Annotated in this window: 15 protein-coding genes and 4 pseudogenes; 8 read left to right on the top strand and 11 right to left on the bottom strand. The window is 67.6% G+C overall.

Annotation, left to right across the window (positions count from 1 at the left end; genetic code table 11):
- Positions 1–33 precede the first annotated feature (33 nt).
- From RBJ77_RS45115 to RBJ77_RS45095, 5 genes and pseudogenes are all read right to left on the bottom strand, one after another.
- Positions 34–2,966, bottom strand: a pseudogene (locus tag RBJ77_RS45115) (FAD-binding and (Fe-S)-binding domain-containing protein).
- 76 nt (positions 2,967–3,042) lie between these two features.
- Positions 3,043–3,675, bottom strand: coding sequence for an alpha/beta fold hydrolase (locus tag RBJ77_RS45110; protein WP_372350286.1), 633 nt, complete (start codon positions 3,673–3,675; stop codon positions 3,043–3,045).
- A 432-nt stretch (positions 3,676–4,107) separates the two neighbouring features.
- On the bottom strand, positions 4,108–4,263 hold the full coding sequence (locus RBJ77_RS45105; RefSeq protein ID WP_372350285.1) for a WhiB family transcriptional regulator: 156 nt from the start codon (positions 4,261–4,263) through the stop codon (positions 4,108–4,110).
- 355 nt (positions 4,264–4,618) lie between these two features.
- Complete coding sequence (locus tag RBJ77_RS45100; RefSeq protein WP_372350284.1) at positions 4,619–4,876, bottom strand: thiamine pyrophosphate-dependent enzyme; 258 nt, start codon at positions 4,874–4,876, stop codon at positions 4,619–4,621.
- 292 nt (positions 4,877–5,168) lie between these two features.
- Positions 5,169–6,121: pseudogene (locus tag RBJ77_RS45095) on the bottom strand (thiamine pyrophosphate-binding protein).
- A 529-nt stretch (positions 6,122–6,650) separates the two neighbouring features.
- On the opposite strand from RBJ77_RS45095, the gene RBJ77_RS45090 reads away from it, so the two are divergent.
- Both RBJ77_RS45090 and RBJ77_RS45085 read left to right on the top strand, forming a co-directional pair.
- Positions 6,651–7,010, top strand: coding sequence for a universal stress protein (locus RBJ77_RS45090; protein ID WP_372350283.1), 360 nt, complete (start codon positions 6,651–6,653; stop codon positions 7,008–7,010).
- Positions 7,007–7,382 (top strand): annotated as a pseudogene (locus RBJ77_RS45085) (hypothetical protein); the annotation flags it as partial. The gene RBJ77_RS45090 and the pseudogene RBJ77_RS45085, both read left to right, overlap by 4 nt.
- A 1,465-nt stretch (positions 7,383–8,847) precedes the next feature.
- Here the strand turns inward: RBJ77_RS45085 and RBJ77_RS45080 are convergent.
- Positions 8,848–9,045, bottom strand: a complete 198-nt coding sequence (locus RBJ77_RS45080; RefSeq protein ID WP_372350282.1) for a hypothetical protein — start codon at positions 9,043–9,045, stop codon at positions 8,848–8,850.
- Positions 9,046–9,245: 200 nt separating this feature from the next.
- On the opposite strand from RBJ77_RS45080, the gene RBJ77_RS45075 reads away from it, so the two are divergent.
- Both RBJ77_RS45075 and RBJ77_RS45070 read left to right on the top strand, forming a co-directional pair.
- Positions 9,246–9,524 carry a hypothetical protein gene (locus RBJ77_RS45075; protein WP_372350281.1) on the top strand — a complete coding sequence of 93 codons (279 nt, stop codon included), beginning with the start codon at positions 9,246–9,248 and terminating at the stop codon, positions 9,522–9,524.
- A complete protein-coding gene (locus RBJ77_RS45070) occupies positions 9,461–10,549 on the top strand; it encodes a phosphotransferase (RefSeq protein ID WP_372350280.1) in 1,089 nt (362 codons plus the stop codon). The genes RBJ77_RS45075 and RBJ77_RS45070 overlap by 64 nt, the downstream gene beginning before the upstream one ends.
- Positions 10,550–10,677: 128 nt before the next feature.
- Here the strand turns inward: RBJ77_RS45070 and RBJ77_RS45065 are convergent, their stop codons facing one another.
- The 4 genes from RBJ77_RS45065 to RBJ77_RS45050 form a co-directional block, all read right to left on the bottom strand.
- The gene (locus RBJ77_RS45065; protein ID WP_372350292.1) at positions 10,678–11,148 is read right to left on the bottom strand and encodes a M4 family metallopeptidase; all 471 of its coding nucleotides are present in this window, start codon (positions 11,146–11,148) and stop codon (positions 10,678–10,680) included.
- 33 nt (positions 11,149–11,181) lie between these two features.
- On the bottom strand, positions 11,182–11,424 hold the full coding sequence (locus RBJ77_RS45060; protein WP_372350291.1) for a hypothetical protein: 243 nt from the start codon (positions 11,422–11,424) through the stop codon (positions 11,182–11,184).
- Positions 11,328–11,642 (bottom strand): hypothetical protein, encoded by a 315-nt coding sequence (locus RBJ77_RS45055; RefSeq protein WP_372350295.1) that lies wholly within the window; start codon positions 11,640–11,642, stop codon positions 11,328–11,330. The genes RBJ77_RS45060 and RBJ77_RS45055 overlap by 97 nt, the downstream gene beginning before the upstream one ends.
- Positions 11,643–13,184: 1,542 nt before the next feature.
- Positions 13,185–13,352: a hypothetical protein gene (locus RBJ77_RS45050; RefSeq protein WP_372350279.1), complete on the bottom strand. Its 168-nt coding sequence runs from the start codon at positions 13,350–13,352 to the stop codon at positions 13,185–13,187.
- 394 nt (positions 13,353–13,746) lie between these two features.
- Here RBJ77_RS45050 and RBJ77_RS45045 point away from each other — a divergent pair, with 394 nt between their 5' ends.
- The 4 genes and pseudogenes from RBJ77_RS45045 to RBJ77_RS45030 all read left to right on the top strand — a co-directional run bounded on the left by RBJ77_RS45045 (position 13,747) and on the right by RBJ77_RS45030 (position 19,458).
- On the top strand, positions 13,747–13,863 hold the full coding sequence (locus RBJ77_RS45045; protein ID WP_372350278.1) for an HTH domain-containing protein: 117 nt from the start codon (positions 13,747–13,749) through the stop codon (positions 13,861–13,863).
- 804 nt (positions 13,864–14,667) lie between these two features.
- Positions 14,668–14,761: pseudogene (locus RBJ77_RS45040) on the top strand (transcriptional regulator); the annotation flags it as partial.
- A gap of 2,652 nt (positions 14,762–17,413) precedes the next feature.
- On the top strand, positions 17,414–17,737 hold the full coding sequence (locus RBJ77_RS45035; RefSeq protein ID WP_372350277.1) for a hypothetical protein: 324 nt from the start codon (positions 17,414–17,416) through the stop codon (positions 17,735–17,737).
- A 1,598-nt stretch (positions 17,738–19,335) separates the two neighbouring features.
- On the top strand, positions 19,336–19,458 hold the full coding sequence (locus RBJ77_RS45030; RefSeq protein ID WP_372350276.1) for a hypothetical protein: 123 nt from the start codon (positions 19,336–19,338) through the stop codon (positions 19,456–19,458).
- A 54-nt stretch (positions 19,459–19,512) separates the two neighbouring features.
- On the opposite strand, the gene RBJ77_RS45025 is transcribed toward RBJ77_RS45030, so the two are convergent.
- The gene (locus RBJ77_RS45025) at positions 19,513–19,761 is read right to left on the bottom strand and encodes a hypothetical protein (RefSeq protein ID WP_372350275.1); all 249 of its coding nucleotides are present in this window, start codon (positions 19,759–19,761) and stop codon (positions 19,513–19,515) included.
- Between the last annotated feature and the right edge of the window lie 3,429 nt (positions 19,762–23,190).

The raw sequence follows: 23,190 nt of genomic DNA, 5'->3' as shown, positions 1-23,190 counted from the left end.
CTCTTCGAAGGGTGCCCGATCGGGCGATGGGGGTCAGACGGGCCGGGTGACGCGCTCGAGGAGCAGCAGCACCGACTGGTACGGGCGGCCCGTGGCGTGCTCCATGCCGATCTCGCAGGTGCGGTTCGCCCAGAGGTAGGCGTCGTAATCGCCCGCCAGAACCTCTTCCGCCTCGTGGGGCAGTGGCCGACTCGGTCAGCCTCCTTGTGGAGCATGCCGCGGTCCCCGGCGAAGCCGCAGCACTCCGCGTACACGGGGACGCTCACCTTCGTGGGCGACGAACTTCGCGAGCTCTTCCAGCTGTTCCACGTCGCCGAGGTGCCTCATCGAACACGTCGGGTGGATGACCGCGCTGTCGACCTTCCGCGACGCCGTGAGGTGGGGCAGCAGTTCGCCGGCGGTCCACACCAGGGAGTCGACCACGTCCAGTTGCTCGTGCTTGCGCTTGTTCTCCGGCGTCAGGTAGGGGACGATCTCGTGCCCGACGCCCAGGGCACAGGAAGAGGCGTCGACGACGAGGGGCAGCGTGCCGCCGTCCGTCCACTCCCAGGCCTTCTCAACGGTCTGGTTGGCCATGAAGGCGTTGCCGTCGTCGTATCCCTTTGGAGTGCCAGATGGTCGCGCAGCAGGAGCCGACGAGGTCCGGTGGAACCCAGAGCGGGCGGGCCCGCCCGTCCGGAGAGCCTGACCACGGCCTCCGGCAGAGGGAGGTCCTCCCCTGCCTCAGGTCCCGCGAAGATGCGGTTGACGCAGGCGACGAAGTAGACGGCTGCGGCACCCTCCCGTCGGGTCTCGGGCAAGTGCCCGGGGGCCGGCCCGGGAATCGCGGTGATCCACTCCCGGCACCAGATCAGCTGTCACCACCGTGCGGGCGAGGGACGTGGCACTGTGCAGAAGCCGGTCGTCGACGTGATCCGCGACGCCGAGGGCGATGCGCACGGACGACTCCACTGCACCGAAGTGCCTCGGCGACCCGCTCGGCGCTGCGTTCCGCGAGACCGCCGTGTCGCTGGTGCCGGAACTGCTTTCCATCATGGCTCCGGTGTCGATACCGACCGGGCAGGCGATCTTGCAGGTCGAGTCGCCTCGCGCAGGTGCTCTACGGCGTCGTAGCCGTAGGACTCCAACAGGCCCTCGGTCACGGGCGATTCGGCGGGCTGGCGCAGCATCTCGCGCCGGAGCACGATCCGTTGCCGGGGAGTCGTCGTCAGATCACGGCTGGGGCACACCGGCTCGCAGAAGCCGCATTCGATGCAGGGGTCGGCGACGGCACCCGATGGTCGGGATGGTCTTCGCGTTGGAGGTGGGCCCCGGGCCTGTTCAGCACGACCTCCCGGAGCGAGCACTCCGTGCGCGTCGAACGCCTGCTTGATCCGCCACATGATCTCCGCTGCCTGTGCGCCCCACCCGCCTCCAGGAACGGCGTCATATTCGGCCCGTGGCGTGTTCCGCCTTGAGGGAGCCGTCGAATCGGTCGATCACCATGGCGCAGAACTCGTCCATGAACGCCGCGTAGCGGTCGACGTCGTCGGGGCGCGCAGCGAAGGCGAGCAGGAAGTGCAGGTTGCCGTGGGCGCGTGGCCGGCCACCGCGGCGGTGTAGCCGTAGCGTTGCTGCATCTGCGACAGAGCCCGCACGCCTCGGCCAGGCGCGAGGGCGGGACGGCGAAGTCCTCGGTGATCAGCGCGTCGTGCCCGTGGGCCTGGCCTTGCCCACGGCTGTCATGAACGCCTCGCGGGCGTGCCAGTAGGTCTGCGTTAGGCGGGGGTCGGTCACGAAGCTGTTGGTCACCGAGGGCACCGCCACCAACTCCAGCCCGGCGAGGACGCTTGCGGCGGCACGCTGGTCGGCGAGGTGATCCTCCTCGAGGCGGCACGGAACTCGACCAGCAGTGCGGCGGTGTCCTGCGGCAGGTTCCGCCAGTCGTCGGGCACTCCGTGCACCTCGGCACAGGCACGCAGTGTGTTGCCGTCCATCAGTTCCACGGCACGGCCCAGCGTGGTTGAAGAGCGGCACCGCGGCAGCCGCGGCGGGCAGATCGAGGGGAAGAACAGGAGTGCCGTGCAGGTCTTCCTGTCCAGCGGGACGGTGCGGGAAGACGGTTTCGGCGATGAAGCCCAGGGTGCCCCGCGAGCCGACCATGAGGCCCTGAGGATTCCCACCGCGTCGGAGCCGTCGAGGAACGCATCCAGCCGGTAGCCGCTGGTGTTCTTCAGTTCGTACCTGGCGCGGATGCGCGCCACGAGAAAGCGCTGTCCCGCTCGACTCGCCTCTTGAGCGCGAGCAGGGTCGCGCACAGTTCCCTGGCTCCGCCGCGCCTGAAGACGCGCCTCTGCGTCCGGGGCCGCGGTGTCCACGACCAGTCCCGAGGGCAGTACCACGGTCAGGAGGACAGCAACCGGTAGGAGTTGCGGGTGGTGCCGGCGGTCATCCCGGAAGCATTATTGGCCACGACACCGCCGACGGTGCACGCACTGGAACTGGCCGGGTCGGGACCCATGAGCCGGCCGTGCCGGGAGAGCGTGATGTTGGCCCGTCCCACCGTCGTACCCGGCTGTACTCGCGCCCGGTCGCCGCCGTCCAGGACCTCCACACCGGTCCAGTGGCGGCGTACGTCCACCAGGATGTCGTCCCCCTGGGCCTGGCTGTTGAGGGAGGTTCCAGCGGCACAGGGAAGACGACGTGACGACGGTTCTCGCGGGCGAATCGCAGGACGGCTGCCACGTCGCCGACGGTTTCGGCGATGACGACCACACGGGGAACCAGCCGGTACGGGCTGGCGTCCGACGCGTATCTCACCAGGTCCGAGATCTTGTGCAGCACTTTGTGCTCGCCCCCAGTCGAGCGACGAGGGCGTCCGCAGAGAGGCCGGGGTGCCGGGCGCCCGGCTGTCGGCAGCTGTCGACCGACGGCCCCTGCGTGGTGCGAGGACGCAGCGTCCCCGGTTTCGGATCGAGCAGCGGCATAGCGGGTTGCTCCCTTCTTTCCATGTCGTGGATAGGTGTCATCGCCCGGGACTGTGGGGCGCGGTCAGCTCGGCTTTCATCCGCTCCAGCCGTCCAGGAAGGCCAGGAGCTCGGCGTTGACGACCTCGGGCTGCTTCTTCCTGGCAGAGGTGGCCGCACTGGGGAATGGCGACCCGCGAACGTCGCGGGCCATGCCCTTCCACACGTCGAGAACGTCGTACGCCTCACCGACCGCGCTGAAGTTCTCGCCCCGCATGGTCAGCACAGGGCAGTCGATGAGCTGGTCCGCGTCCTCACGGTCCTGGGCGACGTCCTCGGCAGCGGCCCGATAGTCCATGCACGAGCCACGGACCGCCCCGGCTGCCGGGTAGGCGCGGACATAGACGTCGATCTCCTCGGCCGTCAGCATGTCCGGGTTGTACGACCAGCTGCGGTAGAAGTGCGTCAGCCAAGCTTCCTCGTTGCCGGCGATCAGTGATTCAGGCAGGTCGGGAACCTGGAGGAAGGTGAAGAACCAGTACCCCTGCCGCGCGAGAGCCGCATCGTAGGTGTCCGCAATGACCCTGGTCGGGATGTTTCGTCCCATCGCGACGAACCGGTCGACGCGGACACGGAAGTCCTTCGCGAACCGCGTCCCCACCCGCGCGCCGCGGTCGTGACCGACCAGCGCGACCTTCTCGTGCCCCAGGTGGTCCATCAGCGCGGCCACGTCGCTTGGCCATCGTGCGCTTGTCGTAGCGGGACGCGGGCTTCTCCGTATCTCCGTAACCGCGGAGGTCCGGTGCTGTCACGGTGTACTTTTCCGCCAGCACGGGAATCTGCTTGCGCCAGCCGTGCCAGATCTCCGAAATCCGTGCAGCAGATAGACCGGAGGGCCCTGCCTGCGCTGACCCAGTGCTGCTTGATTCCGTTGAGAACTGCCGTGTGGTGGGTGATTTCCATGGTAAGTGTCCTGCCTCTTCCCAGATTTCAAGAACAGAGGGTTGAATCGGTCTGCGAGGTGCATGTCCGCGAAGTTTCGCGACCTCATTCGCGCCTGCTGAGGTCGAGTCTGCGCGAAGCCTTGGTGCCGACTTTTCCGTGAGCGCACGCCCTTCTTTCCTCCGAGCGCCCTATTCCCGGAGTCGGCGCTCGCTCTCCGTCATACCTCCCACACGCCGTAACGTTGTTGGGAAGTCTCAGCGAAGGACTGGCAGTCCAGCTGCACAGAACAAGTCCGCAGACCGCGCGCACCCTCCTCCTGCGTCGCCGCCTGCTTCCTCTCGTCCGAAGGCGAGAAGAAGACGGATGCCTTCATTCCTCGGCATGCTGCTCTGGCCCGCTACTCCCACACACCGACAAAGCGGTCGTGCATTTCTCGTTTCACATTTCTCTCTGGCTTCTGCCCGGATGAAAGAGTCATCGCCGAAATGGCCATGCGGGCCTCGGCCCGGCTTTCGCTCGACCCGCTTGCCAAGCGTCGACTCGGCCGGCTCACGTGCTCACGTCGCGGAATATTGCGCAGATTCGTCCGGGCGACGTGGATCATCGCACTCCGTCGAGAACGGCGCGGCCCGCAGACAGGGCGAAACCACTGACCTGTTCGGGCAGTCGTCCTGGGTGGGATGGCGAGCGCGTCCGGGTCGGTGACCACATCCACCAGGGCCGGCCCGTCAGCGGGCGAACGCCTCACGCAGGGCGCCCCGTACATCAGCCGACCTCCACCCTGATGCCGCGGGCACCGGCCGCTGTGGCGATGGCCGCGTAGTCGGTGCGTGCGCGTAGGTGGTCCTGTGCGGAGGCAGGCCGTCGACCATCATCTCCAGGTCGACCATCCCCAGAGAGGAGTTGTTGAAGACGATCACCTTCACCGGCAGGTCGTACTGGACGAGCGTGAGGGTCGCCCATGAGCATGGAGAATCCCCCGTCACCGGAGAGGGAGACCACTCTGCCGACCGCGGTCGAGGAACTGGGCGCCGATCGCCTGGGACAGAGACATTGGCCATCAGGCCGTGCACGAAGGGAGCCCAGCACGCGGCGACGACCGTTGGGAGTGATGTAGCGGGCGCCCAGACACAGCACATTCCGGTGTCGACGGTGAAGACCGCGTCGTCGGCCGCACTCATCCAGCACCGACGCCTACGTACCGGGGTGGATCGGGGTGAACGACTCGACGTTCCTCGTACGCGCCGACCGCCCTTTCCAGACTCTGGACGTGCTTGTTCAACATCCGGTCGAGGAACCGTCGCGACTTCTTTCCTCCCGCACCGCGGGCGTGAGGCACTTCAGCGTCTCGCCCACGTCCCCCAGACGGCAAAGAGCTCCAACTGCGTTCGTCGGCCCAGCCGTTCGCTGTATGTCGATCTGTACCGTCTTGACGTTCCGTGGCAGGAAGTTCGAGTACGGAAAGTCGGTGCCGAGCAGGATCAGCAGATCACAGTCGTGCATGGCCTCGTAGGCGCACCGTAGCCGAGCAGGCCGACTACGCCGACGTCGAACGGGTTGTTGTACTGGATGTGCTCCTTGCCGCGCGTAGCACCGTGTCCTACCGGGGACTTGACCTTCTCGGCGAAGGCCATCACCTCCGCATGGGCGTCGGCCACGCCCCGGCCGCAGAACAACATGACCCTCCCAGCGGCGTCCACCATCTCGACGAGCCGCGCGAGTTCATGGTCGGGCGGCCGAACGGAGGGCCTGTCCAGCGGTACGGTCAGTTCAGCTCCGCCGCTGGGAGCGTCCTCGTCGGCGACGTCGCCCGACATTGCGATCACCGATACCCGCGTCGGCCCACCGCGTGCTGGATGGCCGTCTGGACCACCTGGGGCATCTGCCGTGGCGAGGGAGATCAGTTCCGAATAGTGGCTGCACTCCGCGAACAGCCTGTCCGGGTGGGTCTCCTGGAAGTACCCGGTGCCGATCTCGCCGCTGGGGATCTGCGCCGCGAGGGCGAGGACCGGCGCCATCGACCGGTGGGCGTCGTAAAGGCCGTTGATCAGATGCAGGTTGCCCGGCCCGCACGATCCCGCGCAGGCGGCGAGCTTCCCGGTGAGCTGCGCTTCGGCACCGGCCGCGAACGCCGCGACTTCCTCATGGCGCACCTGGACCCACTCCAGGGAGCGGTGTCGTCGGACGGCGTCGACCACAGGGTTCAGGCTGTCGCCCACCACTCCGTACATGCGGTGCACACCCGCACGGGCCAAGAGATCGACGTACTGCTCAGCAACACTTTGCTTGGTCACTTCACTCCACACCTAGCTCGACCATCGGACCGAACCAGACTATTGAGCGCAAAAATGCAATGTTTTTCTCTCCGCGCACCGCACAAGAGCTCAGAGTGCACAGCCGTGCCGTCCGGGCCGTGCCGCCCGAGCGACACAGTTCAGTAGCGCTTCCCGCGATGTCACGGAGTGACTCGGGGGTCCCTGCCCTGGCGAGGGACAACGGGCCTTCCCGAAGCTGAGCGACGCCTCCGACGGCCAAAGGGTCCGGCGCGCTCCTGCGGATGCACAGGGAGAGTCCCACGGTTGTATGTACTGGGATCTTGGAGCCGAAGCAAGAGAAGCCAGGTTTGTCGCGCAGACGGAGACACACATATGAAAGGCCAGCAGGAGAACGTCGGTCGTATCGTGGCAGGCGTGGACGGTTCACCAGCGTCGGTGCTGTCCCTTCGCTGGGCCTTGCGCCAGGCAGAGATGACCGGGGGCGGTGGTCGAGGCGGTGACCGCCTGGGACATCCCTCGTTCCAGGGTGCGCTCGGCTGGCTCCCACCGTCGAGCAGCGACGCGAAAGCGCTGGAGAGCCGGGCACGCGAAGATCTCGAAGCGACTGTCCAGGGAAGCCTTGAGCGACGGATCGCAGGTGGAGGTACACACCGACGTACGGCTCGGCCCCGCAGCCGGCGCGCTGTTGGACGCCTCTCGCGATGCACGTCTGCTCGTGGTCGGCAGCCGAGGGCGCGGCGGCTTCGCAGGACTACTGCTCGGCTCGGTGGCCATGCACTGTGTCCAGCACGCCACATGCCCAGTGCTCGTAGTGCGAGGCGACAGCAGCCCCTCAGTGTGGTGACGCAAGAGCAACAAGGTCCATCGGACAACGGGTCCGTAGACGTGGCCCCGCCCCACATGTCACTGTTCAACCTGCCGCTCAGCGCTGACCTGGATCGTATAGGCGAGCGGTTGCACTCCCTGGCGCGTGCACAGCGCGACCTGCAAGGACACCTCCAGGTCGTTCACGGGATCAACAGCGAGCTCGAACTGCCCACGGTCCTGCGACGTATCGTGCGGACGGCCATGAACCTCGTCGGAGCCCGGTACGGAGTCTTGGGCGTGCTCGACGAAGAAGGTGAACACCTTTGCGGAATGTGGTCGGCCCGCCATCACCCACCGCGGTCGCGTCTACGGAAACGTCTACCTGTCGGACCGCAAAGACGGGCAGCCCCCTCCTCCCACACGGATGGACTCGTCGAACGCCGCGATGCTTCGCTGGACCAAGGCCCTCGACGCGATCGCCCGGACAGCCCGTCACCATGCAGGGCGCGCCGATCGATGAACTGGCGCAGCCTTTTGGCCGAAGCAGTACCCCAGTGATGGACAGGACGACATGGCTGCCAGACGCTACGCATCCCTGCCGCCCCTGCGTAACCCTGGCCGGTGACAGCACATCCGCTGCGGGCGCATTCACCTGCAACCTCAACCGGAGTCCCAGTCAGCCAGCGCAGTCGTAGCGCTGGGCGCCACTGGCAGCAAGGGCGAGATGCCGCACCGCTGCGCTTCTTTCGTCCAGATCTGACGGCAGGCGACCCGCCGGCAGGGTGCCGACCCCGCCGGCCGCCAGGACGGAGAGGCGGGAACCGTGGATCAAAGCACCGCCATGCGAGGGCCTCGTCCTGGAGGATGTGCACATGGTCGATCGCCGTCATCGGCACCAGGAGCGCGTCGAGAGCTGTGCGGTCTGCTCGCTACCTCGCGCACCCTCCTGCGCGCCGAACGCAGGGCTGACAGAGCACGCAGAACGGTTGAGGCGAGACAGTGCTGCCCTTGCCCAGGTTGCACGCCCCGATGGCGGCATCGCGGAACTCTCCTGTGTACTCGACCTCGCGCACTCAGCCGGAGTGGCGAGGTGGCGGCGATGCTTGCGGGCATCCACGGGCCGCTGAGCCCAAGCAGCCGAAACAGCAGGCACAGCGACCGACATGTCGCAGGCCGGCTGAGGGATCGTGCCGCGGCGGGCAGCTGCTTCTGCACGTCTTCGCAGACCTCGGAAAGCCCGGTCGGGTCTGCTGGCGAAGAAGCAGCAGCGGCGTGGAATGAGCTACAGTGGAGACTGATGCCCGCGTCGCCGAGGAGCAGCGCGCGCGCCGCTTGCAGGCTGCCGCCCGGTCCGGCTGGTCGGGCAGCCCCGGCTGAGCGTCAGGAAGATCGCTCGGGTGAGGGCTCCCACGGCGAGGTCGGCAAGTCCCTCGAGGGACCGCGTGACCGAGAGGCTGGCGCGTGCGTGTCACCGGATCGGCGATGTCAAGCATGAGCGGGCTGCTCTCCATAAGGCGTGCGCGCACGCTGGGACATGCGCGATGGTGCCGCGTGTGGCGCGATGGAGACCTGTCAAACGATGCTGGACTCGCGCGTGACGGTTTGCCACCGTATCTCAAAGGGCTCCTGCGTACCGGCGCCACGGGTCATCCGGCTGCGTCGCCCGGAGTCGAGGGGCAGTCACTGCCCGCAGGCCCATCGCTCCATGCGGGAGGGTGTCAGGGACGCCGTGGCACGAGGTGAACATCGCAGCGCATCATCCCGGCTCGCACACATGGGTCCCCCGGCCATGATGTCCGCAGCCTCCTCGGTCGACACGGTCATGATCGCGATTCCAGCCAGGTCATCGGAGGCCACCGGGCACAGGACCGCGATCACTCCTCGGCGCGTAACGACACCATGCGTCGCTGGTGTTCGAGTTCGATCGCGTCCGCGCCGTCCATGGTTCGCGCCGGCTCCCACTGAAGAATCGCGAGACTGTACGGTTTGGCGGTCGCTGCGAGATCTCGGATCTGTTCGTCGCGACAGTTCCATTCATGATGTTGCTCATTTTCTCCAGTGCGCTCGGCCAACGAGACGACGATGCCTTCGCCTCGGACGTAGGGGCCATGCCACACGCCCTCGTACGTGCCGACACCTCCGCAGGCCCGTAGCCGTCAGCTGCGGCCCGGTCGACCGCGGCTTGGAGGTCGTGCTTTGCCAAAGGCGACGTTCGCGCGCGCCCAGCTCGTTGGCCGGCGCAGCAGGCAGTCCCGGGAGGTGATCCGGCCGCGTGAAGCTCGAGCTCCAGTGTCGTGCCTCCACGGGCGGCCGCAGCATGACGATCTTCCGTGCGGGCGCCGACCATGCCGATCACCGTGTTCGCTTCGCCCTCGACCGCCATCTTCCCGTCGGCCCGGCAGTCCGGTCCAAGGCTGACGAAGAATGCCGTCGCGGCGTCCAGGTCGGCGACGGTGATGCCGACGTGGTCGGAAATGCCAGAATGGGATGGCGTCGGATCGCGAGGCTTCTTCAGGTGGCAGGGAAGCTGGGCGCTCTGGTGTTCCGGTGAGGGAACCCTTCGCGGTCGGCAAGCTTGTGCATGGTCCGGTGACACGACCGACACTGCGGAGCTCGGGAGCTCAGGGCGGCTCCGCTGCTCCTCACGTGAAAGTTCATCAGACCTGTGGGCGACCTCCGTCCGAGGCTGCTGAGGTCTGGCTGGTGATTGCTTTGGGCGTATCGCGCTGGCTGTTGTGGGCGCCGATATCCATGACGCTGATACGGGCAGCAGGGCTGCGCTGTCCCAATGATCGCGGATGGCGCTACGGACAAGGGCAGCGTGACCACGGTGCGGCAGATCGCGAGACGATCCGCCGGCCCGTCGGCAGCGGGACGTCCGCGGTACACGCCTTGTTGACCACGCAGCGCGGAGGCGAGCTCGCACCTCGGGCTCCGCGGTCTCGCGGCACGGACGGCACCGATGAGTGCGCCGTCGCTGGTGCGGTCGAGCCCGCGTTCCACCACCTTGGCCGTCGGCTCTCGCGTTCGACCACTGGAATCAGCGAATTGGTGCTGGCTGCGCGAGTACCACGACGCCGTCCGGGGACTTCCAGCCGCCGGCCGACGCGCACGATGGCAGTGGGCCAGGAGGACGACTATGGCGGCATGATCATCATCAGGCATGGAGACCTCGGTCCATGGAACTCCATCTGGAACGGTGACCGCTTGGCGGGGTTCATCGACTGGGATCTGCGCAGCCGGCCCGGCGCCCTCGACGACCTAGCGCAATCCAAGGCCTGGTACGTGCCGTGCCGCCCGTCGGAGCAGCAGCGAAGAGCATCGATCTCCGGTGAGGCGCAGCATTCGGGACCGCCTCGACGCCCTTTGCGCCGCCTACGGGGCACGACCGGCAGCCGCACTCGACGCCTTGGATGCCGTCCAGTCCCGCGAGGCCGAGCGCATCGAACGACTCGGCCGTCAGGGCCACGAGCCATGGGCAACGTTCCTTGCCCGCGGCGATGCGTCCGAGATGGTAGCCGAGCGATCTTGGCTCCGATCAGAACGCACGGTTCTCCTCGGGGTTCGGCCGGCTGAGCACGGCCCGTGTCGAGCACGCCTTCGCTCGCATGAAGAGCTGATCGTTCGCCGTTCGGCGGGCGCTGCGGGCAGCGGTGCCCGGCGCCGCCGCGCCGGACACCGCCGTCAAGTCAACTCCGAGGGATTCAGCTGACGCTGACTGCAGCCCAGGCGCCGCGACCGCGGCGTACTGTCGCTTCGAGCCGTAGAGCGCGGATGCCGCGCTCAGGGTGACCCGTGCGGCCGACTTGTGTTCGTGGTGACGAAGACGTCGTCAGAGCCCTTGTACCAGATCTGCGGCGCCTTGTGGCCCGGCCGATGCCGGTGACAGTGGAGTCGCTGGACGTCGGCGAGTTGTAGGTCACGCCGTTGATGGTCTTCGAGCCGCTGCCCTCGCTGAGCAGGTAGAAGAAGTGGTTCGCGACACCGGACGAGTAGTGCACGTCCTTGGTGCCGACCGAGGAGGACCAGGAGTCGGCGGAGGCGCCGTCCTTGCTGGGCTTGTCCATGTAGCGCAGCGGGGTGCCGTCGCCGTTGATGTCGATCTTCTCGCCGATGAGGTAGTCACCGGCGTCGGAGGCGTTGTTCGCGTAGAACTCGACTCCCGTGCCGAAGATGTCGGAGGTGGCCCCTCGTTCAGACCGCCCGACTCACCCGAGTAGTTCAGGCCGGCGGTGTTGGAGGTGACGCCGTGGCGTCATCTCGTGGCCTGCCACGTCCAGGGAGGTCAGCGGGTCGGTGTTGCCGCTGCCGTCGCCGTAGGTCATGCAGAAGCAGCTGTCGTCCCAGAACGCGTTCACGTACGCGTTGCCGTAGTGGACGCGGCGAGTACGCCGCCGTACCGTTGTTCTGTGATGCCGTTGCGGGCGAAGGTGCTCTTGTAGAAGTCCCAGGTCTCCCTGGGCGCCGTAGGCAGCGTCGGCGCCGCGGTCTGGTCGGACGAGGAGCTGGACGCGGTGCCGGTTCCGACAGGTGCTGGTCGGAGTTGGTGACCAGGGTGCCGGGTGCCGGAGGTCTTGCGGGCCAGGTTCGGGCCCGTCGTCTTGGCCGCCGCGCGCTGGGTGAGGTGTCGTACAGCTGCAAAGTAGGTCGAGGCCGGACAGGGTGACACCGGAGCACATCGCCGCTGCCGGAGTAAGAGGGTCTTGCCGGTGCGTGGCGTTCTCGATGCCCTGGTACTCGAAGAGCTTCTCGCCCGTCGTCGCGTCGGTGATGACGTGCAGCTGGTTTCGGGGTGCCGTCAGTCCTGGAAGCCACCGACGACCGTCTGTAGGCGAGGACGGGCGTGCCCGGAAAGCCGGCCCAGATCACCTTGCGTGCGCCGTCCGCCTCGGACCCGGCCGGGCGAGGCGCCTTGGCGGCGGAGACCGCCTGCTTCTCGGCCTGCCCGCCGGCGACGCTCGGCGTGAGGGACGCCACCTTGATCGTGGCCTTGTTCGCCTTAGGCTGCTCCTGCGCCTACCCGACTTGGCGGTGTGGACGACAAAGGTCGCCACCCAGCACGGGAAGGCCCACGCACAGGTGCGCGCTTCGTAGCGCGTGTGGACGGTGCCGTCCGACGTCCTGACGACGTCCTTGACGACCAGCTCCTCCTTGGCGCCGGGAGGGCTGTCTCCGAGGCGGTCTGCGCGGCGTCCGCCTGCGCCTCGTTGACCAGGGACGGCTGCGCCGCGGACAGCACGGTCAGGCGGCTCGCGAAGCCCCGCTCGCGGCTGTGGCGCTGGTGGTTGCCCCTGTGGCGAGCAGGGCTCCTGTGGCGGCGATCTGGCGGTGGCGATCGCCAGAATCCTTGCCGCGGCGACGCGCGGAGATGTGGCTCCACTCGAACTCCCTCGGTGTGAATCCAGACAGGGCAGACGATCGGCCCGCCCGGCCTTGATCAAAGCACAGGTGACCGCAGCTGCGGTGGAGAGAGGGTGACACCGCGGGCGCGTACATGTCAGGAGGCCGAAACGATATTTGTCTGGAATCCACTCCCGACAGGAAAGGTTTCGGGCAGGTAAAATCGGCTCTGTTCACGCGCGCCGAACCCGTGAGGCGATGACGTTTTCCCAGGTCCTCCGCCCCAATCTCATTGGAATGCAAGATTCCGACTGGAGAGCTCAACCCTCCGCAGATGGCCGGAAACATCCGCAACTTCGAGGCTTGGCGCGTCAGTTCAGCCTCGGATCACCCCGAGGCCAGCTGCGCCAGACGGCACCGCTCGGACAGCCGCCGGCTCCCGAGACCCCGCTATGTCGGAGGACGCGGGGTCGTCGTGGCGAGGGACTCCGGTTGCCGGCGCGACAGATGAGTTCGAGAGGCGCTGACTCCCTTTCGCCACACGGCCGTTGAGGAGGGTGATCCGTTTCAGCTACGTGGACCCGATACCTGCCGACGAAGTGGACCGATGGATCGGTCACGCCCGGCCCTGCGCGGTCCTGAGGCACGGCGGGGACGGGCCGGTCGCGGGAGAGGTTCGGCGGACCGCTGCTGATCCCGGCGGATCCCGGACCCCGAGCACGCCACGTCGGATCCAGCGAGTCGTGCCATGGCGGCGGGACCGTGGTGCCGCGTGCCGGGCGGGTCGACACGAGACCACGGCTGCCTCGGCCACGAAGGCACGAGTCTCCGCGATCGCGCGGTCGCGAGATCACGCGGTCGTGCGGGGGCATCAGCGTGCGAACTTTTCGATGGCGGCCCGGGGTGACGGGGTGAAGAAGTTGACGAGATTGCCGTCGGGGTCACGGAACAGCAGAGACCGGTGCCCCAGGGCATCGTGGAGGGCCCGTTGAGCGAAGTCGGTGACGAAGCCGGTCAGGTTCTGGTGCACGCGGTCCACGTCGTCGACGAGGAACTCAGGTGATCACGCTGTGGTTGTCCGCCCGGGCGGGCAGAGCCCGGGCGACAGCGGACCAGTCGGGTGCCGGCGATCGCGAAGGTGGCGCCCGGTCCTGAGCTCGGCGAAAGTCCTCGGTGGCCCACGTCGCCCGCGCGCCAGTGACGCGCTCGTAGAAGGCGACGCAGGCGCGCTACGTCGCTGGTGATGATGCGGATCGAGACGAAGTCCATAGTCTCCCATCTGGCTGTGCTGGAGGCGTACACGTCGCAGGCTAGGGAGGTATAGAGGACAAGAATCGGTCCTGTAATCGCGCTAGGTTTTGGGTACACATGTCCCGACCCACTGGCCGCGTGCTGACACTCCTGGAGCTGCTTCAGTCGGGCGGCACCGCACGGTGGCCGAACTCGCCGACCGGCTCGGCGTCGAAGGGCGCACTGTGCGGCGGTACGTGGGCCAGCTGATCGACCTGGACTTGCCCGTGGAATCGGTGCGCGGCCGTTACAGCAGGTAGCTCAGCCCCGGGTACCGCTTGCCTCCCGCTCATGCTGACGACGACGAGGCGCACGCCGTGCTGCTCGGCCTGGTCGCCGGCCGCCGGGCAGAGCTGACGGCGGCGGGGCTCACGGCGAACGAGACAGCGTCGGCGAAGATCCGCCGGGTGCTGCCCCAGCACATCGCCCGCCGACTCGACTCACTCCTGGAGGCTCGCGCTCACGGATCAGCCCGGCGAGTTGGACCACCCGGACGCCGGGCCCTGCTCACCGTCGCCGATGCGGTGCGCCACCGCCGGCCGGTCTCGATCCGTTACACCGACCGTGCGACGGGACGGCGCAAACAAACGCACGCGCACGCGTACGGGATCGTCGCCACGGGGCCGGTGGTACGTCACGGGAGGGGACGCCCAGATCGGCGAGGACCGGACGCTTCCGGCTCGATCGCATCGCGAACGCGCGGGCCCTGCCCGGTTCATTCGAAAGCGCCCGTGGTCCCGGTCAGCATGCAGCGCGTGTTGTCAGGGTTCGCCCGACGATTACGGCATGGTGACGCCGCGGGATCCGGGACAGTGGAGCAGATCCGCGCCCACCTTCCCGCCGTGTTGCCGGCCTGGAGGAGCACGCAGGCCTCAGCCCGACCGGGACCCGGCAGCCGAGCGCTGGCTGCGCGTCGGGCTGCGCGCGCAGCAGCTCGACTGGTTGCCGCGGACACTCGCCTCGCTCGACCGGCCGTTCGTCATCGAGCGCCCCGATGAACTCGCGAGCCTCATCATCGCGCTCGCCGATCGCCTACCTCCTACACCCGCTACAAGCCTGACTGCGAGGACGGACGCCAACGCCTGCTGTGGTTCACCGCGCCGCCCGGAAGCCAGGGGAGCCGAGCAGTTGGAACTGCTGTCCGTCGCAGGAACCCGGACCTGGGCGTCACACTGGCAGCGCGGCACCGTTGTCGCGACAGATCCGGATCGCACCATTGAGCCGGGCCGCCGAAGGCGCCGAGACGCCGCCCGGTCAAGGCCAGGCGGCGCCCCAGTCTCCGGGTGCCGGCACCATCGGATCCGCGGGGATACCGCAGAACGCGCGTGCGGCATAGCACGTGCCTGACGGATCCCGCGCATCACTCGGCTTCTGGGTCCTCGACGTGTCCCCTGCGCGGCGGATCATCAACCGCGGGGCGCCCCGTCAGTCCTGGTGCAGCTCGTTCTTGCCGGCACCGCCAGAGAAGGTCTGCGCCGCCTACGGGACGTCATCGCCGGCTGTCGCCAGAGCCTGTCCCTGTCTGCACACCGTAGAGGTGTCGGCGCCACCTTGCCGTGCGAGGACGTCGTTGCCGCCGTCACCGTGCGGGTGTTCCCTTCGGCGGTGCCGGTCAGACCGTTCCCGCCCTCGCCGAAGCAGTCCTGCCCACAGTGAGTGAGCGTGTCGTCTGCCCGGACCGCCGTGAGGAGCCGAAGCCGAACGGGCCGCCCTCGCCGTCCAGTTCGTCGTCTCCGTCATCGCCGTACAGCATCGCGGACGCGGACGCCGTGATCACGTCATTGCCCTCGCCGCCATGTACCCCGGCCCACGCACGACTGTCCGGCTCAAGCGCAGCCGTGTCGTCCTGGTCTCCGAGGTCGATGTCATAGCTGTCGGAATCATCCGAGATTCTGTGGGATCAGGACGGCGCACCGCACGACGCTGCGGTCGCTCTGCACGCGGGTACGATGCATCTCGATCCGTGTCCGCCGCGCTCGCGTCGACATCGATGTCGTAGCGGTCGTGGAAGGTAGGGAACGTAGTAGGCCTCGAACTCGCCACGCTCCTCGATCTCTTCGGCGACGGTCAGACTGTTCTGCTGGCCGGGTGCGGCTTTCGTACCAGAGCTCGCCGCCGTCGTGGACGACGGTGGCGGGGGCCACGGCGGCCGCTTGGACGGCCGGTGCAGCTAAGCCGACGGCGCCGAGGGCGAGGACGGCAGTGGCGGCGAGAGTGCTGTAGACACGCATGCGTGAAGAGTCCTTTCTGGTATGCCTGGTTTGGTGGTTCTTGCTGTGCTCATGGCGTTAGACCGAGACCCCATGAGTGGAGTTGCGCTTTCCGTCATGAACAGTGATGGGCCGGGCGGTGGCCAAGATGTGTGCAGCGGGAGGGCGACTCGGGCGTTCACGCCGTACTTCCCTGCTTTCTCGGTGCAGCACTTAGGCGCCTTTGCGAGTCTCCTGTTTGCCGAACGGTGGGTCACGCTTGGAGCAAACCGGGCAAACGCCTACGGAACGGCACCGCATTGACGCGGGATGTCCGCCGATGTCCCTGTCCCCAGCAGGAGCTCAGCGCATGGCCAAGCACGGACGTCTTCCCGCCCCGCCTCCGATGCGCATCCGCGTCGCCACAGCGGGCGCCGTGGCGACGCCTGTGGCCGGCGTGCGCTCTTCGCCGCGTCGGCGGTGGCACGGCGAGCGGCCGACTCCGTGACGCACCACCAGGCGGATTTCAGCGGGGGAGGGCTACGGAGGCGTCGCGTCCTCCGCCGGCAACGCTGCTGCGTCCGGGCAGAGGACACGTGCGGCCTGCCCGGCGGCACCGCCATCGCCGACCCCGCGGCCTCCTCGTACGACCGCCGGCGCGCCGCCCTCACCTGCGAGCGACATCAACGGCGACGGCTGCGATGCTCGAGACGAGCGCAGCCAACTGATCGCAATCCATGGGCGGTTCACCAGGCCGTTGACGTGCGAGTCCGTCACCGAACTGCCGGACGAGGCCTGTGCCGCGACGCAGGATGCCAGGCCCACCTCGGCGACCACTCATGGGCCGATCACCACAGCACCACCCCGACTCGTCATCGTCAAACAGCCCAGCGAAAGGCCCGTCCATGAAGCGAACGCTCACGTTGATCACCGCGTTGGCGCGTCACCGCGCTGTCGCCGACAGCGGCGCACGCGGCGATCAAGAAGGCCAAGACTCCTCAGTTGCGAGTCTCGGACGTTCACCTCGAGACCGGGCCCGAGCTTCAACGACCCGGAGGACCCCGACGCGAGATGAACGTCATGGGCCCGATCATCGAATCGATCAACAGCGCCGGTTGCGGGCAGACCATACGCGTCGCCATGTACTCGATAGGCAACACGCGGCCGGGCCCGGACTTCGCCAACGCTCTGATAGCCGCGCACCAGCGCGGCGTCATCGTCAAGGCGCTGATGGACTCCCCACAGCGACAATGCGATCTGGCAGTCGATGGTCACCGAGCTGGGCAACGACCCGCAGGCCTCCAGCTTCGCCGCGCTGTGTCCGGGCGGCTGTCTGACCCACTACTCCGACTCCGCCCTGCACGCGAAGTACTACATGCTCAGCGGCGGGAGCGACGCGAGCAGGACGGTGACCGTCAGCAGCGCCAACCCCACTCGCCCAGGCCAGGACCGCGTGGAACAGCGGCTTCACCGTCAAGAGCAGCGTCGACCTGTACAACTCCTACGTCGGTACTTCACGCCATGTCCAGGGAGCACTCAACGGTCCGCCCGCTGGTGCCCGACTACCACACACCACCAGCGGCACGGACGCCAGGACGACGCTGTCCCGCCCCTCCTACCAGTGGCCTGCGGGCGCGGCAGGAGCGACACCTGGAGTCTGACTTCCCTGGCAGACAACATCAAGGCGCCGGCCACGATCAGCATCGCCATGTTCCAGTGGACCTCCCACGGGGAGCCGGGCGACCGGAACTATCTGGAACTGCCCAAGAAGCTGGTGAGCCTGGCGCAAACCGGCGTCAAGATCAACATACTCTTCACCGCCGGCCAGGTTGATGCCAGCGTGCAGAACTATCTCGAGGACCGGCCGAACATCGACGTGCACGACCCACCCGCGGCACCGACGCGAATGGCAATGCCCTGCACTACACGCACAACAAGTACATGATGGTCGAGCGGCGGATATGCGGGCGCGACCAACGCCAGGGATCGTGTTCGTCGGCTCCTCGAACTGGACGAGCAACGGCATCTGGCACAACGACGAGTCGGACCTGAAGCGCATCGGCCAGTCCAGCTACGACGCAAGTTCATGGCGACGACTGGCAGAACCAGTACAGCCGCTGCGCAGTGGGACCAGTGGCGCGGCAGCTGCGCCGAGGAGCGATGCCGAGAACACGGCGCGCCGAGATTCCGATCGATCCGAAGCAGATCCGTGCCAGGCGTCACGGGCCCCCACCCTCCACCGGTCGCTTGCTGGAACCCGGCCGTCAGGCCTGCAGCGCAGCTGTCGGCGGCCGAACGCGGCCTAGGATCCGGGTCGGCAGCGTTCGGCCGCGCACCTGAACAGCAGCGGTGCGCGGCCGGCCGCTCCGCGCGGCTCATACAGTGATGGTGTCGCCCTCCGGGAGGAGATGGTCAGGGGCACGTCGGTCAGCGCCGCGCTCAGGGAAACCGAGCCACGGACTCACTGTCGCGCCGGCTGAGCGCGATCCGTCGGATCTGGACCCAGGCGGCTGGGCGCACGACCTCGCATGAACGTAGTCGGCCGCTCGGCCGAGTTGGGTCCACGGCCCGCTGGTGGGCAGCAGCAGCGTGTCGACAGGCGCGGAGGTACGTCGTAGGCGTCGCCGGGGGTGGTAGAGGCGCGTCGACGAGACAGCCGACGTTGGCGACGCGGGGGATGTCACGGTGGATCGGGGCATGCAGTTCGCCGGAGACCACGATGTCGAAACCAGCGACTTCGAAGCGGTCGCTCGTCGACTGCGGTGACCTGGCCGCGCCGGGCCGCCCAACGTCCCACCACTGAGGCCGGCCCGTAGACCCGCAGGCCGGGACGGGGCGTCCAGGGCGTGGGCGATCAGCTTCGTCGAAGTGATCGAAGTGGTCGTGCGTGATCAGGACGGCGTCGGCGGCCGCCACCACCTCTTTCGCGTCGGGGTGAACGTCCCGGGGTCGATGGCGATCCGTCCACCGTCCTTGACCAACGACACACATGCGTGGGCGTGCTTGACCAGCTGCACTGCTGTACTCCCATCGATGGCTGCACGGGCCCCTGCGGCCCGGCCCCTGATGTGAAGACTCTGATGCACAGGTTTCACTGCACAATATATACAGTGCACCCTGCACTACAGGGAACCCTGTAATACAGGGCTCCCTGTACTCCACTGCTAAGCTGGCAGACGTGAAGGATGCGCCCTCGAAGCCACCAGCCCCCTCCCCACCAGTTGGCCGCCCAACTCCGGGAAGTTGTCGGCACCCTGGTCCGCAGCACCCGTACCGTCGACCGGCTCGCGTCCGTCCCGGCTGCGGTGCTCGGCCTCCTCGACACACGGGGGCCGATGACCACGACCGACCTGGCGGCGCGCGCGGCGTGCGACACCAGACAACCGCCACGACCGTCAGGGAACTGACCGAGGCGGGCTTCCTGGCCACGCGGCCGGACCCGGGCGACGCCCGCCGGAAGGTTCTCACCCGACGAAGGCGGGGAAGGAAGGCGCTCGACGCGCGGACCTGCCGTCAGCGAAGTCGGGTGCACTCGCCGACGCGATGGAGGAGACGCTGGACGAGGACGAGCGCCGCGCCCTGGCCCACGCCCTCGGCCTCATCGAGCGGATCAGTGACAGCATCCGAGCCGCCCAGCCCTGCGCCGAACAGCGAGTTCAACACTGAGCATGGTGATGCGCGGCCATGCTCTTCGGGCGTCGGCCCGGGGATCGCCCTGGCTCAGGCTGCGGGTTCCTCCGGTGTCGTCGGCGGTTCGGTGGGCGTCGGCGTCAGGGGCCGGAAGAGGACGGCCCGGGCTACCGATGGAGCGAACAGGCTGGTGACGCGCGCGCAGAGGTCCAGCACGGGAGCGGAGAGCCGATCCCACCAGAGGATCGGCGAGGTAGCGCCCATCGCACGCTGCAGGTACCAGTTGGCGACCCGGTCCGCCGACCCGGCGGCCGCGGCCGTCCCCACCGCGCCCGGCATGAAGCGGTCCGCCCCGGCGGAGATGTCCCATGCCTGCCGAGACGCATCGAGGACCGCTGCCGCACGCGCCGCGTGGTGGGAGTCCGCCGTGGATCGGCTAGCCAGGGCGTCGCGCAGGGCTATCGGCGCACTCATCGCCGCGGCGGCTAATCGCGCCCGTAGACCGCTGAACGATGACACAGGGCGTCGCCGGTGGCAAGCGAAGCCTGCCGGGCGGCGGCCGGGCGGTCGTAACGGCGGCGAATGCGCCGTCACGCCGATAGCCGAACGCCGACGGGAGCGGGTTCGGCCTCGTCCATCCACTGATGCAGCAGCGGATGCGGCAAGCTTTTCTCTGACGTACGCCCAGAACTGCTCGTCGTCCGTAGGGCGGTTCGTCATCGCAGCCCCGACACGATGACACCAGATGGGTGCCGTCCTCCAACGGCAGCGCTCCACCGGCGTGGGTCTGCGCGGGACTGATGAGACGCAGTAGTGGCCCGCCAGGGTGCTCGCGTCGAGGACACCACTCTTTCCATCTGGCAGACACGGGAGGAGTAGGCCGAGGTCCCGTGTCGATGGTCTCACCTCGTGCTGCGGCGCTTCGGCCCCGATCGCCTCCAGCCACTGGCGGGCCTTCGTGCCGCCGGACGCATCCACGACTGGCAGGGTCCGCCCTCACGGCCTGTTCCTTCCTCGGGAAGCGCCGGAGCGATCCCGGCACCAGCACGCGTCAAGCGCGAGGCGTCACTGAGGAACCCGGCGAGCGTCGGTCCCTCCACCACGTCGATCACCGGATGGGCAAGTGACGCGCCGCCGTACCAGCTCCTCCCAGCTGCGCCCGGAGCCGGTATAGATGTGCGACATCGTCGGCGGTCGTCTGAACCAACTTGCCCGTCCTGCCACAGCACCATGTCCGAGGGCATCCCGACCGCTGGCGGCGCCCGAGCCGCCGCAGCTCGGCCAGGAACCCCGGCAGCAGCGACTCCAGCGCCAACTGGCCCCGCCCTCCAGCCAGGACATGTGGATGCCGGGCTGCGGCACGCCGGGCCCGATGTCCTGCATCATCCGTGCCGGTCCTGCCCACGACCGTCACCCGGTCGGCATGCTCGGCCAGGACTGTTGCGCAGCGAGCAGCCCCGCGAGCTCCCACCCACGACAGCGCAGCGTGCCGCGTCCCCGTCCCCCGACCGGACCTGGACGACCTGACCTCCGCGTGAATTCCACTGCTCCGCAGCCTCTCAAGCCTCTTAATCGTCAGACAGACCCAGTATCCCGCTATGCAGGGCGAGTTGGGGGTCCCGACTGAGCTCATGCGGCCAGCCGCGGACAGCGGCGTCACCTGGTGGCGTCGATGGGGACGGCGGCCGGCGCGCCGCGATGGCAGGTGACCGGCGGGTCAAAAGCCGTGTTGCTGCGCAGTGCTGGATCAGCCCGGCGAGAGCAGAGGAGACGGCTGTAGCGCGGGCCAGGCGATATGGGTGACGACGGGAGGTGCGTCGGTCAGGGACTGCGGTGATAGCCTCGGCCCACCAGCAGCCAGGCGCCGGGCCGAGTCCGGGGCAGTGCCATGTCAAACATCCGTCGCCAACCACATCTAGTCTCCATGGATCTCTCAAATTCAGTTAAAGATGAGTTGTCTATCTCTGGAATAACAAACCAAAACAAGAGAATCAAGATATCAACAATCATCGCGCCTCAGGATGGCGTCTTGCAGCGAGGCGGTGCCCGGCGAGCAGGACGGCGATCTGCCCCTCAGTCATCAGTTCTTCGCTGTCGAACCCGGCGAGGGGAGTTGAACGGCGCGTGCATGAGCGCCACGTCAGCGGCCGTCGCGCAGCATTCCTTCTTGATCACGCATTGCCGCTCGGCGGCATACCTCGACGTCAACGGCGTCGGGCTCGGCCGCGTAGGCGTCGAGGTGTGCAGCAGTTCGTGGGACGCGCCGGCCTTCACCGCCAGGGCAGAGACGCTTTCGGGGGCCGCCCGACGTCTCGGCGCCACCGGCCGCGAGCGGGTGCAGCGGCGAACGGCGGCGACGGTCCATGTCGAGGCTGGCCTCGCGGCAACACCTCGGCGTCGGTCAGAGAGACGCCGCGGCGGTTGCGTTCCAACAGAGACAGTCGCTCCAGCTGCTGGATCGCCCGGGACAGCGGTAGCTGGGCCATGCCGGGCGCTCGGCGGCACGGCCGAAGTGCAGTTCACTCCGCGACAGCGGCCGCGTACCTCGGCTCGCCCGGGTGCTCCAGATGTCCCGCTGACCACAGCAGCGGCGGTGATACCCGCCAGGTAGACGGGCGCCGTATCGGTATTGGAAGCAGCACCGGACCGCCGGGGCGAGCATCGACGACATGACCGTAAACCACGAGCGCCCGCCGCATCACCGGCCGGCACCCTGGACCCTAGACGATCTGACCGTCACGCTTCGGCTACCGGCGCCATGCAGCTGGCAGGCCCCCGCGTCATGGGCCCGCCGGCAGACCGCGACGGCACTCACTCGCCGTCCTGCGCCCGAAGCCGCCGCCCACGGGATCACCCGCATCGACGCCGCCAGGCGCATACGGACCACGCGTCTGTAGCTGATCCGTGAGGCGCTGCACCCTACTCTGCATCGCTGCACATCGTGACCAAGGTCGGTGCGGTCACGGTCAACAGGAGGCTGGCCTCCAGCCGAGGCGGGGTTGCCCGCGCGGAATCCAAAACCTAAGGATCCTCAGCCTCAATTCATCAGGCTGTGCAAGTCTCAGCTCGAAGGCGGTACCACAAAGGGCCGACCATCGCCTCATAGCCTTCAGGCTCTCGTGAACATCTCAGCGTTGAAGGCAATCAGGCTATGGGTAAAATATATGTTTTCAGTCGCACGGTGCTAAGCACTAACGTGTCTGCAGAGATAGATGGTCTGGGGCTATGTGCAATGCTCATTCCACATGGGACAGACAAAACGCGTCATTTGATATCATCGATGTCTAGAGCCATGCGTCTTGGATCTTCGCTCGGCGGCTCGCCGCTGCGGTCATGGCTGGCTCCCGCCGTGACCGTCGGCGGTGCCGCATCGTGTCGATCTGCATCCTGGCCTGGCTGCTGCGGCGGTCTTGAACATCCTGCTCATCCCCGGCTACCTGCGATAAGGTGTTGGCCACCTGCGCGAGAACATCGCAGGGCGGGACTTTCCCTCTCCGACGAGGACCTCGCCGAAAGTTGGACAAAGATCAGCCACTAGCAGGACGAAGCTCCTGGAGATGGGCATCCGGCCCGCCACGTCGTTCGGGCCAGGGCCGGATCGCCCACGACCAGAGCACCGCCTGTGCCCTCAGAGCAGCCATCCGGGCGGAAGGCCACCGTCAGGCTCGACGGCTCAGGAGCATGGTCCAGGGCCACCTGCTGAGCGCTGGGCGACGGGTCGTCGTAGGTGCCCGTCACGCTCAGCCCAGCAATTGTTTCGGGTTATCT

This window comes from Streptomyces sp. KL116D (genome assembly GCF_030766975.1).
GTDB lineage: Bacteria > Actinomycetota > Actinomycetes > Streptomycetales > Streptomycetaceae > Streptomyces > Streptomyces longispororuber_A.
The sequence above is the reverse complement of the archived record's forward strand: the minus strand, read 5'-3'. Positions and strand labels throughout refer to the sequence as shown.

Bases quoted from the DNA above. Each gene is read 5' to 3' on its own strand.
- RBJ77_RS45030 (WP_372350276.1), top strand. From the start codon at position 19,336: ATGGAGGAGACGCTGGACGAGGACGAGCGCCGCGCCCTGGCCCACGCC.
- RBJ77_RS45105 (WP_372350285.1), bottom strand. From the start codon at position 4,263: ATGAAGGCATCCGTCTTCTTCTCGCCTTCGGACGAGAGGAAGCAGGCG.
- RBJ77_RS45025 (WP_372350275.1), bottom strand. From the start codon at position 19,761: ATGCCGGGCGCGGTGGGGACGGCCGCGGCCGCCGGGTCGGCGGACCGG.
- RBJ77_RS45070 (WP_372350280.1), top strand. From the start codon at position 9,461: ATGGCGTCGGATCGCGAGGCTTCTTCAGGTGGCAGGGAAGCTGGGCGC.